General features: G+C 62.1%; 12 protein-coding genes. 7 read left to right on the top strand and 5 right to left on the bottom strand.

Annotated features, from left to right (window positions below; all coding sequences use genetic code 11):
* Positions 1-4: 4 nt before the first annotated feature.
* Positions 5-1,498, top strand: a complete 1,494-nt coding sequence (locus EV679_RS00720; RefSeq protein WP_068372949.1) for a tripartite tricarboxylate transporter permease — start codon at positions 5-7, stop codon at positions 1,496-1,498.
* A 142-nt stretch (positions 1,499-1,640) separates the two neighbouring features.
* A complete protein-coding gene (locus EV679_RS00715) occupies positions 1,641-2,315 on the top strand; it encodes a hypothetical protein (protein WP_068372946.1) in 675 nt (224 codons plus the stop codon).
* A 295-nt stretch (positions 2,316-2,610) separates the two neighbouring features.
* Here the strand turns inward: EV679_RS00715 and leuA are convergent, their stop codons facing one another.
* Positions 2,611-4,314 carry a 2-isopropylmalate synthase gene (leuA, locus tag EV679_RS00710; protein WP_127775500.1) on the bottom strand — a complete coding sequence of 568 codons (1,704 nt, stop codon included), beginning with the start codon at positions 4,312-4,314 and terminating at the stop codon, positions 2,611-2,613.
* A gap of 1,195 nt (positions 4,315-5,509) precedes the next feature.
* On the opposite strand from leuA, the gene EV679_RS00705 reads away from it, so the two are divergent.
* Entirely contained in the window at positions 5,510-6,085 is a 576-nt protein-coding gene (locus tag EV679_RS00705) for a TetR/AcrR family transcriptional regulator (RefSeq protein ID WP_165389921.1), read from the top strand.
* A gap of 47 nt (positions 6,086-6,132) precedes the next feature.
* On the opposite strand, the gene EV679_RS00700 is transcribed toward EV679_RS00705, so the two are convergent.
* Entirely contained in the window at positions 6,133-6,738 is a 606-nt protein-coding gene (locus EV679_RS00700) for a hypothetical protein (RefSeq protein WP_068372940.1), read from the bottom strand.
* A 31-nt stretch (positions 6,739-6,769) separates the two neighbouring features.
* On the opposite strand from EV679_RS00700, the gene rpoN reads away from it, so the two are divergent.
* The 4 genes from rpoN to bfr all read left to right on the top strand — a co-directional run bounded on the left by rpoN (position 6,770) and on the right by bfr (position 10,602).
* Positions 6,770-8,155: an RNA polymerase factor sigma-54 gene (rpoN, locus tag EV679_RS00695; RefSeq protein ID WP_068373029.1), complete on the top strand. Its 1,386-nt coding sequence runs from the start codon at positions 6,770-6,772 to the stop codon at positions 8,153-8,155.
* A gap of 23 nt (positions 8,156-8,178) precedes the next feature.
* Positions 8,179-9,375, top strand: a complete 1,197-nt coding sequence (locus EV679_RS00690; RefSeq protein WP_130486303.1) for an MFS transporter — start codon at positions 8,179-8,181, stop codon at positions 9,373-9,375.
* 87 nt (positions 9,376-9,462) lie between these two features.
* Positions 9,463-9,705 (top strand): (2Fe-2S)-binding protein, encoded by a 243-nt coding sequence (locus EV679_RS00685; RefSeq protein ID WP_068373026.1) that lies wholly within the window; start codon positions 9,463-9,465, stop codon positions 9,703-9,705.
* Positions 9,706-10,125: 420 nt separating this feature from the next.
* Positions 10,126-10,602, top strand: a complete 477-nt coding sequence (gene bfr, locus EV679_RS00680; RefSeq protein WP_068372934.1) for a bacterioferritin — start codon at positions 10,126-10,128, stop codon at positions 10,600-10,602.
* 111 nt (positions 10,603-10,713) lie between these two features.
* On the opposite strand, the gene EV679_RS00675 is transcribed toward bfr, so the two are convergent.
* The 3 genes from EV679_RS00675 to EV679_RS00665 all read right to left on the bottom strand — a co-directional run bounded on the left by EV679_RS00675 (position 10,714) and on the right by EV679_RS00665 (position 13,704).
* Positions 10,714-11,355, bottom strand: coding sequence for a hypothetical protein (locus EV679_RS00675; protein ID WP_068372931.1), 642 nt, complete (start codon positions 11,353-11,355; stop codon positions 10,714-10,716).
* Positions 11,356-11,394: 39 nt separating this feature from the next.
* Positions 11,395-13,002, bottom strand: coding sequence for a peptide chain release factor 3 (locus EV679_RS00670; RefSeq protein WP_068372928.1), 1,608 nt, complete (start codon positions 13,000-13,002; stop codon positions 11,395-11,397).
* Positions 13,003-13,074: 72 nt separating this feature from the next.
* A complete protein-coding gene (locus EV679_RS00665; RefSeq protein WP_130486302.1) occupies positions 13,075-13,704 on the bottom strand; it encodes a LysE family transporter in 630 nt (209 codons plus the stop codon).
* Between the last annotated feature and the right edge of the window lie 11 nt (positions 13,705-13,715).

The raw sequence follows: 13,715 nt of genomic DNA, 5'->3' as shown, positions 1-13,715 counted from the left end.
CCCGATGAGTAATTTTGACTACCTGCTGCATGGGTTCGGCATTGCCTTGAGCGGCTACCATGTCCTGTTGATGCTGGCGGGCGTGCTCCTGGGCATTCTGGTCGGTGTGCTGCCCGGACTGGGGGCGCCCAATGGCGTGACGCTGCTGTTGCCGCTGACGTTCACGATGGAACCCATTTCGGCCATCATCCTGCTGACCAGCATGTATTGGGGGGCCTTGTTCGGCGGTTCCACGACATCCATTCTGTTCAACATCCCGGGTGAGCCGTCGTCGGTAGCGACGACATTCGACGGCTATCCCATGGCCAAGCAGGGCAAGGCCGCGCAGGCGCTGACTTTCGCCTTCTGCTCGGCAGGCATAGGTGCGCTGGCCGGCGTCATCCTGATCACGCTGGTATCCGGCTGGGTGGCCAGCTTTGCCATGCAGTTCTCGCCCGTCGAGTATTTCGCGGTGTATCTGCTGGCGTTCGCCAGTTTCGTCGGTCTCAGCGGGGCGGCGCCAGCCAAGACCTTGCTGTCCATCGGCATCGGCCTGGCGTGCGCCACCGTCGGCATGGATACGATTTCCGGCGCGATGCGGTTGACCTACGGCACCGATGAACTGGTGCGCGGCATCAGTTTCCTGGTGGCGGTGATCGGTATTTTTGGTATCGGCGAGTTGCTGCTGACGATGGAAGAGGGCTTGCGCTTCAACGGCGTGGCATCGCGTCTCAGCGTGCGCGCGATCCTGTCCACCGTGCTGCAGTTGCCGCGCTATGCGCTGGTCTATGTGCGTTCCATCGTGATTGGCTGCTGGATGGGCGTGACGCCCGGCGGCCCGACCGCGGCATCATTCATGAGCTATGGCATCGCCAAGCGCATGTCGCGCCGCGGGAGCAACTTCGGCAAGGGCGAACCGGAAGGCGTGATCGCGCCCGAAACCGCCGACCATGCGGCCGGCAGCAGCGCCATGCTGCCCATGCTGGCGCTGGGCATTCCGGGTTCTGCGACGGCAGCCGTGATGATGGGCGGCCTGCTGATCTGGGGCCTGACGCCAGGGCCGACGCTGTTTGCCGAACAGCCGGATTTCGTCTGGGGGCTGATCGCGTCCATGTACCTGGGCAATGTCGTCGCCGTGTTCACCGCCTTGCTGACCGTGCCTATCTTCGCTGCCATTCTGCGCATTCCGTTTGCGGTGATCGGCCCGGTGATCGTGATCGTCTGCGTGACGGGCGCCTATACCGTGGCTTCCGCGCCTTTTGACCTCTGGCTGCTGCTGATCTTCAGCGTGGTGGGCTATGTGTTCAAGAAGCTGGATTTCCCCTTGGCGCCGCTGGTGCTGGCAATGATCCTGGGCGACAAATCCGAGGATGCCTTCCGCCAGTCCATGCTGTTGTCAGATGGCTCGCTGGGCGTGTTCTGGTCCAACCCCCTGGCGGGCGGCATCATGACGCTTGCCGTCATCATGCTGTTGCTGCCCGTGATCGGGCCGCTTTGGCGGCGCTTGCGCAGCCGCTGAGCCCGGAGCGCCATCCAGGTGTTTCATCCAGGTGCGGGCGATCCGTCCGCACCTGTCAGGGCTACGCCATTGGCATATGATTTCCGGGAACTAAAACACGGCAGGCCGTTCCTGGCCGCCGGATAATCCACGGAGACAAAAAATGAATCAGCGTACCCAGGGCGTGCTCGCCATTTGGAGCGATCTCGATGCCCGGACGGAAACCGATTACCGCCATTGGCTGATGCGCGAGCACTTGGCCGAGCGCGTCGGCGTCGACGGCTTCATTGCGGGGCGCCTGTTCCGCAGTCTGGAGCCTGGCTTGCGGCGCTACTGTGTGTTGTATGAATTGCAGACACCGGCCGTGCTGGCCGGGCCGTCCTATATGGCGCGCCAGAATGCGCCAACTACCTGGTCGCAGCGCGTGATGCCTACCCTGCGCAATTTCCGGCGCGGCGGCGGCCATGTCCTGGTGCGTGGCGGGCAGGGGCGTGGCGGGGTGATCAGTCCGATGCGTTTCTCGCTGGCGGCGCTTGAGGCGGACATCCATGTGTTGGTCAACGAATTGGTGCTGATGGACAGCATAGGCGCGGCCTGGGTCATGCAGGTGGATCACGATGTGACGAATGTCCCCACACAGGAAAAAGCGATGCGTGGTGGCAACGACGGTGCTTTCGAGGCCTTGCTGGTTATCGAGGCGGCAGCACCGGATGCGCTGGCGGTGGCGACCCGTCATGCCGTGGCGCGGCTGGGCGCGGCCTGGCAGGGCGGCGAGCCAGAGCAATTCATGCTGTGCCACGCGTTGGACAGGCGTACTGCCGGTTTGCCGCAGGATTGAGGTTCGGGGGAGTTTGACTGGCGGTGCCGCCTTGCGGGGCAGCATGCTGGCCCGGGCGGGCGAGGGAGAGGGAGGGGGCGAAGCGTGGGCGGCTGGCAGATTGAGGCAGGTGTCTCCGTGCCGGGAACTGGCTTGTGGCCGGTGCCGGTCGGCTTGCCAGGATGGCCAGCAAGCCGTCGCGCGCCAGGCTGCCGCCTGGTATGCGCACAGGGAGCGGATCTGGCGCGTCTGGCGCCAGTGCTCCGGCGGGCGGCGGTAGCCGCCCTTCAGTCTTCCATGGAAATCAGGGCCTGGCTCAGGCCACGTTGGCGATGGCAGCCAGTTCGGGGTTTTCGGCCAGATGGCGGTTGACAGCGCCGAGCACGGCCAGGAACGAAGCCGTCACGATGTCGCGGTGGATGCCGACACCGAAGCGGGTTTGTGATTCTCCCAGGCGCACTTCCACATAGCAGGCGGCGCGGGTATCCGTGCCGGTGCCGATGGCGTGCTCGTGGTAGTCCATGATGCGCACCGGCATGCCCAGTGCGGCAACGAATGCGGTGATCGCGCCTTCGCCTTCGCCGGACACGGTACGTGTTTCGCCGTCATGTTCGAGCACGGCTTCCACGCGGAAGTGGCGCTTTTCTTCCTGGGTCGGATCGCCGTCGATACGGTGGCGCACCAGCTTCCAGGGCTTGGTGCGGTCCAGGTATTCCTGGCTGAATACTTCATACACATCCTCGGCCGTCACTTCCTTGCCGGTGGTGTCGGTCACCTGCTGGATGGCGCGGCTGAACTCAATCTGCAGGCGGCGCGGGAGGACCAGGCCGTGGTCGTTTTCCAGCAGGTAGGACACACCGCCCTTGCCCGACTGGCTGTTGACGCGAATGATCGCATCGTAGCTGCGGCCGACATCGGCCGGGTCGATTGGCAGGTAGGGCACCTCCCACAGCGCGTCGGGCTGCTGCACGGCAAAGCCCTTCTTGATGGCGTCCTGGTGGGAACCGGAGAAGGCAGTAAAGACGAGGTCGCCGGCATACGGGTGGCGCGGGTGTACCGGCAATTGGTTGCAGTATTCGGCACAGCGGCGCACTTCGTCGATGTCGGAGAAATCCAGGCCCGGATGCACACCTTGGGAATAGAGGTTCAGCGCCAGCGTCACGAGGTCGACGTTGCCGGTGCGTTCGCCGCTGCCGAACAGGCAGCCTTCGATACGGTCGGCGCCGGCCATGACGGCGAATTCGGCGGCGGCCACGGCCGTGCCGCGGTCGTTGTGCGGGTGCACGCTAATGATGATGCTGTCGCGGCGTTCCAGGTTGCGGTGCATCCATTCGATCTGGTCAGCGTACAGATTGGGCGTGGTGGCCTCGACGGTGGCCGGCAGGTTGAGGATCAACTTCTTCTCGGGCGTGGCATCCCAGGTGCGGGCCACGGCGTCAGCCACCATCAGCGCCACTTCGGGTTCGGTGGTGCTGAAGACTTCGGGCGAGTATTCGTAGCCCCATTGCGTCTGCGGGTATTTGGCCTGGGCTTGCATGACCCACTGGGTACCGCGCACGGCCAGGTCGCGCACTTCCTCGGGCGACATCTTGAAGACGATCTTGCGGAAGGCGGGGGCGCAGGCGTTGTAGAGGTGAATGATGGCTTGCTTGGCGCCAGCGGCGGCTTCGGCGGTGCGTTCGATCAGGTCCTGGCGCGATTGGGTCAGCACGATGATGCGGACATCATCGGGAATGCGTTTTTCGTCGATCAGCTTGCGCACGAAGTCGAAGTCGGTTTGCGACGCCGACGGGAAGCCCACTTCGATTTCCTTGAAACCAATCTTGATCAGCTGGTCGAAGAAGCGCAGTTTGCGTTCGACGCTCATGGGCTCGATCAGGGCCTGGTTGCCGTCACGCAGGTCGGTGCTCATCCAGATCGGGGCTTTCTCGATGCGGCGGCTGGGCCAGGTGCGCTCGGAGAAGTCACGAGTGAACGGGACGAATGGGCGGTACTTGGTAGAAGGATTGGCAAGCATGATGCACCTTTGGATCAAGGAGACAGCCGCAGGGGGTATTTGGATCACGGCCTGGCTCCCGCCCATGGTCAGGACCATGGGTGCCGGTTTTGCCGGCGAAATTGAACGGGGAACGGGTATAGGCGTGGCGACAGGCTGCCGAACTGCCACTGAGCGCTAGGCTCGGCAACCGATCGGTAGTAGTAGCGATTGAATGTGCAGCGAGGCAATGGAGGCGCCAATGGACAGGCGCAGGCCGGCGCGCAGAGCAGAAATGCTTGCGTTGGAGTCGAGAGAGGAGATCGACGTATAGGCCATAGTGTGCATAGTCCAACATGTTTGGCCGGGAAAGTCAAGAAAGACCCTGGTTAACCGTGATACCGTGGGCCGCCCTGATGTCCGGTGTCGGGCTGGCGCAACTGCAATGCGCTAAGGGCGTTGCAGTTGGCGGCACGAACGGCGTCTATTGCAGGCCATTTGTGCGATGGCCTGCACCCGTGCGGCAGGGTAAATGGTGTCCAAGTGTTTTTGTCCGGTCACATGATTGCCCTGTGGAGCAAGGAAAGTTGTATTCCCGGACTGGGATACTGCCGGATTGCCTGTTATTTCAGATATTAGAAAATAAAAGGCTGTGTATTAAAAAAAACTGTAATGAGATCCATGGTCCCGGACAGGAAACTGCAGGCATCTGCCCGGTGATTAGACAGCACCGATGCTGGAATGTCCGGCGCTATTGGGCGCGATAAGCTGCCAATTGTGATAGTCCTTGGCGATGCATGCCATTGGTGAATACCTGAGTCTTGGGATTGACATTGGTGCTATGACGAAAATACTGATTTTTCAGCTTCAAATAATTTCTGCTTTTTTGGGGTAAATCCGTATATTGTCGGACGAGTGGGTTAATTGTGAGGAATTGTGCGCAATTGTCCGGCAGTTGTCAGTGTATGTTCGTGATTTTGCGGAAATAGGTCAGGGAATCAGTCCGGGTCTTCGCCTTTCGTAGGGGTTGGAATTTCTTTTGCAATGCGGCATGATGCATGCCTAATGCATTAGAGTAAAAACCAGGCGAATATTTATTTTGATAGCATTGGCCCTGCGGATGGATAGGACGTCGTGCTGGTAAGGCTGCACGATTGCCGGTCGTGTTCGCATAGGAAATTTTTGCCTGGCCGGAGAGATGACCGTTGTCATTTTCTGCGTTGGTCGTAGGGGATCTGATATGGATATGCGCGCACACATTATTGAGGTCGCGGGCACTTTGTTTTATGCCGAAGGCATCAGGGCAGTGGGCGTAGATCGCATCATCGCCGAAGCGGGGATTGCCAAGGCGACGCTGTACCGGCATTTCGCCACCAAGGAAGCACTGGTGGTTGCGTATTTGAGGGACAGATACGAAAGGATTACGCAACATCTGCGCGAACAGGTGCTGGAAAACGACCAGCCGGATCCGGCAGAGAAGGCATTGTTACCTTATCGTATTCTGCAGGAGATGGGTGCACGCAGCGAATATCGCGGTTGTGCCTTTCTGCTGGCGGTGGCGGAAAACGAAGGATGTGCGCCGGTGTTGGCAGTGGCGCGCGAGTATCGGCGCTGGATCCTGCAAATGTTTACCGAATTGGCCGGTAATCTGACGGATGAGGCCGATGAATTGTCTGAGGAATTGACGCTTTGCTTTGAAGGTGCGATGGCGGCAATGGCCATTCATCGTGAACCGTTCGCAGCAGAGGTCGCCCGTCGCTGCGCATTCGCGCTCATTCGTGCACGCCAGCCGTTGTCCGTGGCGAGCGTAGCGTGAACGCGGCATTCTCCGGCTAATCTGCCGGGGAATGCCTGCGTTTCATTTCAATCAGTCTCCAGGCGCGGTTCCTGGCGTTGTTGCTTGAATAATGCCGCGGGCTGGCCTGTTGTGGCCGTTTGAGCATTCGCCGGTTTCATCGCAGCCGCCAATGCGGCGCGTTGTTCGCTGGCAATATGGAATTTCTCCACGCGCCCGCTGGCCAATTCGGTGGCAGTGCGTTTCAGGTCTCCCAGCGCCAGGGGCGTCTCCCTGTCCTGCCATACCCAATCCAGTACGGCGCGGCCATCATCGGAAAGGTCGCGGCATAGCGGCGCCAGTTCGCCCGGCGGCACGATTTTTTCCCAATGATGGTTGATTCTTTCCCGCGCCCACGCGCGCAGCAGGGACAGTACCCCCAGGCTCAACAGCACGGCCAGCGCCCACCAGACATAGGGGCCGCTGCGCAAGGCCATGTCCTGTGCGTTGGTACTGAACTTGGCCAGGAATTCATAGCGTTGGGCCAGGCCATATGACAGGCCTTGCCAGCATAGCCAGAGCCATGCCAGGGCGGCGAGCAGGATCAGGCCTCCATCGCGCAGCAGCGCAGGCTGCGCCTGGGCGCGCAGATAATTATTCAACACTTGCAGATCATATCGGCTGGGTGAAGTCATGTCGGGTCTTATGGTGCAAAATATGGTTCCCATGATACGACCCGCGCTGGAAATTCGCCAAAGTCAGCAGTTGGTGCTGACGCCACAGTTGCAACAGGCCTTGCGTCTCTTGCAACTGTCGTCGCTGGACCTGCAACAGGAAATCTCGCAGGCGCTGACGGAAAACCCGGTTCTGGAGCTGGAATCCCCCGAACCCGCCGCTGAGTCGGTGGCGGCCGAGGATCTGTTTTCCGGAGGCGGCGGCCCGCGCCAGGACGGCGACGACGATTTTTTCCCCGAGGCTGCCGCCACGCCGTCGTTGCGCGAGCACCTGCTGGGGCAGATCTCCTGTACCCGTGCCAGCCGTCGTGATCTCGCGCTGATGACCGTGCTGATCGACGAACTGGACGATAACGGCTATCTTGCGGCCAGTTTCGAGGAAATCCTGGCCTATTTGCCGGAATCGCTCGAGGTTGAACAGGGCGAACTGGAAGCGGCACTGGCTTTGCTGCAGAATATGGAGCCGGCCGGTATTGCCGCCCGCACGATGTCCGAATGCCTGCTGCTGCAATTGCGGCAGCCGGATGCCAAGGTCTGGCCCGAGGCCCGCGACGCTGCCATTGTGGCGCTGGCGCGGCGCCTGTGCGAGAGGCATCTGGACGCCCTGGCGGCGGGCCGGCTTGCTTTCCTGTGCGAGGAATTGAAGTGTTCGCCGGCCGAGGTGCGTACCGCGCACGCCCTGATCCGGCGGTTGGACCCTTACCCGGGCCGGGCCTGGACGGTGCCGGTGGCGGATTTTGCGGTTCCGGACGTGATCGCTTACCGTAGCGGCAATGGCTGGCGTGTTCGCCTGAATGGCGACCTGGTGCCGCGTCTGAGCGTGAATGATGCCTATGTGCAGGCTCTGGGGCAGGAGCCGCGCGGCAGTTACGAAGGCCTGCAGTCCCATGTGCAGCAGGCGCGCTGGCTGATCCGACAGGTAGCGCAGCGCTTCGATACGCTGCTGCGCGTTTCTACCGAGATCGTGGCGCGGCAGCAGGCTTTCTTCGAATCCGGCATGGTGGCGCTGCGGCCGATGGTGCTGCGCGAGATTGCCGAGGCCTTGGGCATGCACGAGTCCACGATATCGCGGGCGACCTCCAGCAAGTACATGGCGACGCCGCACGGCACGCTGGAGCTCAAGCGGTTTTTCAGTACCGGCGTGCCGGCAGCCGATGGCGAGTCGGCTTCTGCGGCGTCGATTCAGGCGATGATGCGTGAAATGCTGGATCAGGAAGATCCGCGCAAGCCGCTGTCCGATAGCCAGCTGATGGCCAAGCTGGCCGAGCGCGGTGTCGAGCTGGCGCGCCGCACGGTTGCCAAGTACCGGGAAGGCATGAGAGTGCCTACGGCTTCGCAGCGCAAGGCCATGGCCTTGATGCGTATGGATGATTGTTGAAGCCCGCGGGCGATTTCAGGACTATGGACGATTCTTCTTTCAGCTTGCGCAAGATTGCGTTGGCAGCCTACGGACCTTCCGTGCTGTTCGGCGTCGGTATCGGCGCCATGACGCCAGTCATTGCCCTGAGCGTACGCGGCCTGGGAGCGTCATATGCCGTGGCCGGGCTGGTTGCCGCGCTGGTGGGCCTGGGTTCGCTGGTCAGCAATATCCCGGCGGCGCTGCTGGTCAATCGCTATGGCGAACGGCGCGCGATGATAGGCGCATCGCTGCTGAGCGCGGCGGCCATGCTGATCGCGATGGCAGCCCATATGGTGTGGATGATGGCGGTGGCGACCCTGTTGGTCGGCGCGGCCGCATCAGTGTTCCAGCTGGCGCGGCAAAGCTATCTGGTGCAGGCCGTGCCGCTGGCCATGCGGGCGCGGGCGCTGTCCGTCCTGGGCGGCACGGCGCGCATAGGCGCGTTCGTCGGGCCGTTCGCGGGAGCCGGTTTGATTGCGTTGATGGATTTGCCGGGCGCCTACCTGTTGGCGATGATCGCGATGCTTGGGGCCGGGGTGCTGGCCTACAAGGTACCTGATCTGGAGGTACCGGCCGCCCTGGCGACGGTGGGCGGGGGCAAGGCGTCGCTGCTGTCGATTGCGCGTTCCCATGCCGGGGTATTCCTGAGCCTGGGCATAGGCGTCCTGATGATCAGCGTGCTGCGTGCCACTAGGCAGGTGGTGCTGCCGCTCTGGGCGGAACAGCTGGGGCTGGATTCGGTTGCGATTTCGGTGATCTATGGCCTGGTGGCGGCGTTGGACATGGCCGTGTTCTACCATGCCGGCAAAATTATGGACCGCCATGGGCGGGTCTGGGTGGCGGTGCCGTCGGTGTTGCTGATGGGCGCCAGCCTGATGCTGATGCCGTTTGCCTCGGGCGTTATATCGTTCATGGCGACGGCCTTGATGCTGGGCTTCGGCAACGGCATCAGTTCCGGCATCGTGATGACGCTGGCGGCCGATGCCGCTCCGGCACAGGGCCGGCACCACTTCCTCGGCCTATGGCGGCTGGTGTCGGACGTGGGGTCCAGTGCTGGTCCCCTGCTGTTGTCGGCCCTCACGGGAGCCATTTCGCTGGCGGTGGGAACCTTTGTTGTTGGAACGTTCGGGCTGGCGGCAGCGGCGGTATTCTGGCGTTGCCTGCCGCATGGCCCGGGGCCCTACCGGCGCAAGGCCTGAGGAGCGGAGCCTGGCCGGGAAAACCCCGGGGCCGGGGAGGCAGGAAGACGCTTGCATATGACATGGACTTTCAAGATAATTAGTCTCATGTACATTTGTATTTGTAACGCTGTCACTGAGCGCCAGGTTCGCGCATGCGTCGATTCCGGCGCCGCGACGCTCGATGATCTCCAGTATGAGCTCGGCGTGGCCAGTTGCTGTGGCCGCTGTGCCGAGAGCGCCTGTTCCTACTTGCCTGGCGGCGCTTGCCACACCGTGGCGACTGTCGCCTTGCCGGCCGGCGCGGCGTCGGAGATCCTCCCGGCCAGCGCCGCTCAGCAAGCCGCCTGATTCGCTCAGTATCCGGGTTGGCGTGCCGCCAGGCACGCCATGGCCTGTGGTGTTTCTGTATGATTTAAACAACAGCAGACACCGGCCATTCTCATTTGGTCCAACACCTCTGTTGCGGCAATTTACTCCTGATCTTCGGTTTTTTTCATGAAAATCAAACGGTTTTCATGAATTTTGCGTCTGCCAGCCCGCATCAGGCCTGATCCGGCCATGCGGCATTTTGCAGTTGCAGACGCATTCTCATTCGCCAGAGCTTTCCTGTCATGGGTTGCACGGCGGTTTACCACATGCATAGTCGGCATGGGCTTTTGCCCGCGTGGATGCTAGCCTGACTGGGTTTCAGCGGCGGCCAGGGCCTTGCCTGGGTGTGTTGTTTCCCCATGCCGCTGCCTTATCAAACCCATACAGCCGGAGCCGACGATGAAGGGTGACAGACAGGTTATCAAGTTTTTGAATGCGCAACTGACCAATGAGCTGACGGCCATTAACCAGTATTTCCTGCATGCGCGCATGCTGCGCCACTGGGGGCTGAACCGCCTGGGCAAGTATGAGTACGATGAATCCATCAGCGAAATGAAGCACGCCGACAAACTGATGGAACGGATCTTCATGCTGGACGGCCTGCCCAACCTGCAGGACCTGCACAAGCTGCGCATCGGCGAAGATGTGCCGGAGATCCTGTCCTGTGACCTGAATCTGGAACGCGATGCCCACGCGACCCTGGTTGAAGCGATTGCCTACTGTGAATCGGTGCAGGATTATGTGACGCGTGATCTGTTCCGCAGGATCCTGGACGACACCGAAGAGCATATCGACTGGCTGGAAACCCAGATCGGGCTGGTCGAGCAGGTGGGCCTGCAGAACTATCTGCAGCACCAGATGCACGAAGACGACTGAGTGTCGGGCGGGTTGGCGACGGCCTGCCGCTCACGTGAAAACGCCGCTGCTGTTCTCTGGAACAGCAGCGGCGTTTTTGTTTGCCGGGGGGAATGCGGAGGCGGGGAGGCGTCAGCGCCGCTCCGGGCATTCGCGAATCGTGCCCCAGGCGTTGTTGGGTTCGCAGTATTTGCGGCGGGCTGCCCAGGCGCAGCTGGGGCGCTCGAAGAAGCCCATCGTGTCGGCGCAGACCTGCAGTTCACGGCGCAGTGCCGCCTGCCAGTTGCCGGCGCCGGACGTGGGATGCGCCGGGTTGGGCGAGGCCACGGGCGGATAGCCGGGGTCGCCTGCAAGCGCGGCCTGGATGTCGCGGATATCCGCAGGCGGCGGCGTGTCAGTCTCCTGGCGCGTGTCCGAGGGCAGCGGAGATGCGCCGTGGGTCAGCAGACGCAGGCTTTCCGGTGTTGCTTTCTCGCGAGAGATCATGACATTGGGATCGTTGACGGTATCGAACAGCGACACCATGGGCACATCCCATTCTGCTGCCAACGTATCGGGAACCCCTAGCGTGCCGTCCAGCCGGGGCTGTGGCGGTTGTGCGACATAGGGGCGTCCGTCTGCGTCCAGGACATTTTCGGCATCGGCGCCTGTGGCATGTGGCGGCGGCGCCGTCGTGGGGGCGCGCGACACCAGCCAGTCACCCAGCTGCATGCCGGAAAAGCCAGCGGCGGCAAGCGCTAGGACGATAATGATCAGGATGGATCGCCAGGACATGAACGTTGCTCGTTTTTGTTGATTTCCATACGTGCGCCGTCAGGGCGTTTTACTGAAGACGTGGCCGCCATGTTCACGCATGGCGTGGAACTGGACGTCGGGATAAAGATCCTGGACGACCCGCAGGGCCGCGCCGGAAGTGGCCAGGAATGCCGGGGCATCGACCACATCATAGGCGATATGGGCAGCGTTGGCATCCATGAATTTCTGCAGCGCACGCGGGTTTTCAGAGGTAATCCAGCGTGCCATGGTGTAGCGCGAGGGCATCATGCGCGCCTCTGCGCCGTACTCTGTCTTGAGGCGGTGCATGACCACTTCGAACTGCAACTGGCCGACGGCACCCAACAGCATGGCGCCGCCCGCTGCAATCGGGCGAAACACCTGAATGGCGCCTTCTTCGCCCAGCTGTACCAGTCCGGTGCGCAACTGCTTCACGCGCAGCGGGTCCTTGACTTCCACTTGCTGGAACAGTTCCGGCGCGAAGAAGGGCAGGCCGGTGAAGTGCAGGGTTTCGCCTTCGGTCAGGACGTCGCCCAGTTGCAGCACGCCGTGGTTGGGGATGCCGATCACGTCGCCGGCGTAGGCCTCTTCGACCAGGTCGCGGCGTTGCGACAGGAAGGACACCACGTTATTGGGCCGGATTTCCTTGTTGGTACGGCTCACCTTCAGGCGCATGCCGCGCGTGAATTTGCCCGAACTGACGCGGATGAAGGCGATGCGGTCGCGGTGGGCCGGGTCCATATTGGCCTGGACCTTGAAGACCATGCCGCTGAATTTGGGTTCATCCGGGCGCACTTCGCGTTCGACGGCGTGGCGCGGTCCTGGTGATGGCGCCAGGTCCACCAGCGTATCCAGCACTTCCTGCACGCCGAAGTTGTTGATCGCCGAGCCAAACAGCACCGGGGTCTGGCGGCCCGACAGGAAGGCTTCGCGGTCGAAGGCGGGTGCGGCTTCGCGGATGAGTTCAATCTCGCCGTGGGCCTTGTCGTAGTTGTCGCCGAAACGGCTGGCGATGGCGGGGTTGTCCAGGCCTTCGATGATTTCATCATCGCTGGGCAGACGCTCCTGGCCCGGCTGGAACACGCGCATGCGGTCATTGCGGATGTCGAAGACCCCCTTGAATTGCTTGCCCATGCCGACCGGCCAGGAAAAGGGCACGGCATCCATGCCCAGGTGCTCTTCGATTTCGGAGAGCAGGTCCAGTGGTTCCTGGACTTCGCGGTCCAGCTTGTTGATGAAGGTGATGATGGGCGTATTGCGCGCGCGACAGACCTGCAGCAGACGGATGGTCTGCGGTTCGATACCGTTGGCGGCGTCGATCACCATCAGGGCGGCGTCGACGGCGGTCAGTACCCGGTAGGTATCTTCGGAGAAGTCCTGGTGACCCGGGGTGTCGAGCAGGTTGATGACATAGTCGCGGTATTCGGTCTGCATGACCGAGGAGGCGACGGAAATGCCGCGCTGCTTTTCGATTTCCATCCAGTCCGAGGACGCATGGCGCGATGCCTTGCGCGCCTTCACGCTGCCGGCGATCTGGATCGCACCCGTAAACAGCAGCAGCTTTTCCGTAATGGTGGTCTTGCCGGCGTCAGGGTGGGAAATGATGGCGAAAGTGCGGCGCCGGGAAACTTCGGAGGAAATCGACATGGCGGATGACTGGTTCTGCGCTGGTGGCCTCGCCGCCCGAAAGGGCGGGGAGGCCAGCGCGGTGGTAACAGGTTAATGGCGGCGGAAGCCGGCGAGCACGACGCCGGCGAGGATGAAAAGCCCGCCGAAGGTGCGATTCAGCCAGCGGATGTGCCCCGGGCTGCGCAGCAGGCTCAGGACACGGGTGGCCAGCAGGCTGTAGCAGGACATGGCGACGAGATCGGTCAGTGCCATCGTGCCGGCGATGGCGGCGTACTGCGAAAGCAGGGGCCGTCCGGCATCGAGGAACTGCGGCACGACCGCGAGCAGGAATACCGTGCCTTTAGGATTGCTGGCGTTGATGAAGAAGCCCCGCATCACCAGTTCGCGCACCGAGGCGCTGGAGCGCTGCTGGCCGCCTGACGCCTCCACCGGCGCGGCATCCGTGCGGATTTGCTTCCAGCCCAGGTAGATCAGGTAGGCCACCCCCAGCCACTTGACGATGGCGAAGCCCAGTTCAGAGGTGGCCAGCAGCGCGCCCAAACCGATGCCGACAATGGCGATTTGCAGCATGATGCCGAGAATCAGCCCCAACGTGCTCCACCAGGCGCGCGCGAAGCCATAGCGCAGTCCGGAGGACATGGCGCAAATGGCACCGGCACCGGGCGAAAAGGAAATCGCCCAGGACGCGGCAAAAAAGGCAAGCCAGGTGGAGAAAGTCATGGAGGTTCAGG

It is taken from the genome of Kerstersia gyiorum (assembly GCF_004216755.1).
Classification (GTDB): domain Bacteria; phylum Pseudomonadota; class Gammaproteobacteria; order Burkholderiales; family Burkholderiaceae_B; genus Kerstersia; species Kerstersia gyiorum.
Note: the sequence above shows the minus strand (reverse complement) of the source record. Positions and strands in the feature narration are given on the sequence as shown.

Excerpts from the sequence above, each read along its gene's own strand:
- EV679_RS00720 (WP_068372949.1), top strand. The coding sequence starts at position 5 with ATGAGTAATTTTGACTACCTGCTGCATGGGTTCGGCATTGCCTTGAGC.
- EV679_RS00715 (WP_068372946.1), top strand. The coding sequence starts at position 1,641 with ATGAATCAGCGTACCCAGGGCGTGCTCGCCATTTGGAGCGATCTCGAT.
- EV679_RS00705 (WP_165389921.1), top strand. The coding sequence starts at position 5,510 with ATGGATATGCGCGCACACATTATTGAGGTCGCGGGCACTTTGTTTTAT.
- EV679_RS00700 (WP_068372940.1), bottom strand. The coding sequence starts at position 6,738 with ATGACTTCACCCAGCCGATATGATCTGCAAGTGTTGAATAATTATCTG.
- rpoN (WP_068373029.1), top strand. The coding sequence starts at position 6,770 with ATGATACGACCCGCGCTGGAAATTCGCCAAAGTCAGCAGTTGGTGCTG.
- EV679_RS00690 (WP_130486303.1), top strand. The coding sequence starts at position 8,179 with ATGGACGATTCTTCTTTCAGCTTGCGCAAGATTGCGTTGGCAGCCTAC.
- EV679_RS00685 (WP_068373026.1), top strand. The coding sequence starts at position 9,463 with ATGTACATTTGTATTTGTAACGCTGTCACTGAGCGCCAGGTTCGCGCA.
- bfr (WP_068372934.1), top strand. The coding sequence starts at position 10,126 with ATGAAGGGTGACAGACAGGTTATCAAGTTTTTGAATGCGCAACTGACC.
- EV679_RS00675 (WP_068372931.1), bottom strand. The coding sequence starts at position 11,355 with ATGTCCTGGCGATCCATCCTGATCATTATCGTCCTAGCGCTTGCCGCC.
- EV679_RS00670 (WP_068372928.1), bottom strand. The coding sequence starts at position 13,002 with ATGTCGATTTCCTCCGAAGTTTCCCGGCGCCGCACTTTCGCCATCATT.
- EV679_RS00665 (WP_130486302.1), bottom strand. The coding sequence starts at position 13,704 with ATGACTTTCTCCACCTGGCTTGCCTTTTTTGCCGCGTCCTGGGCGATT.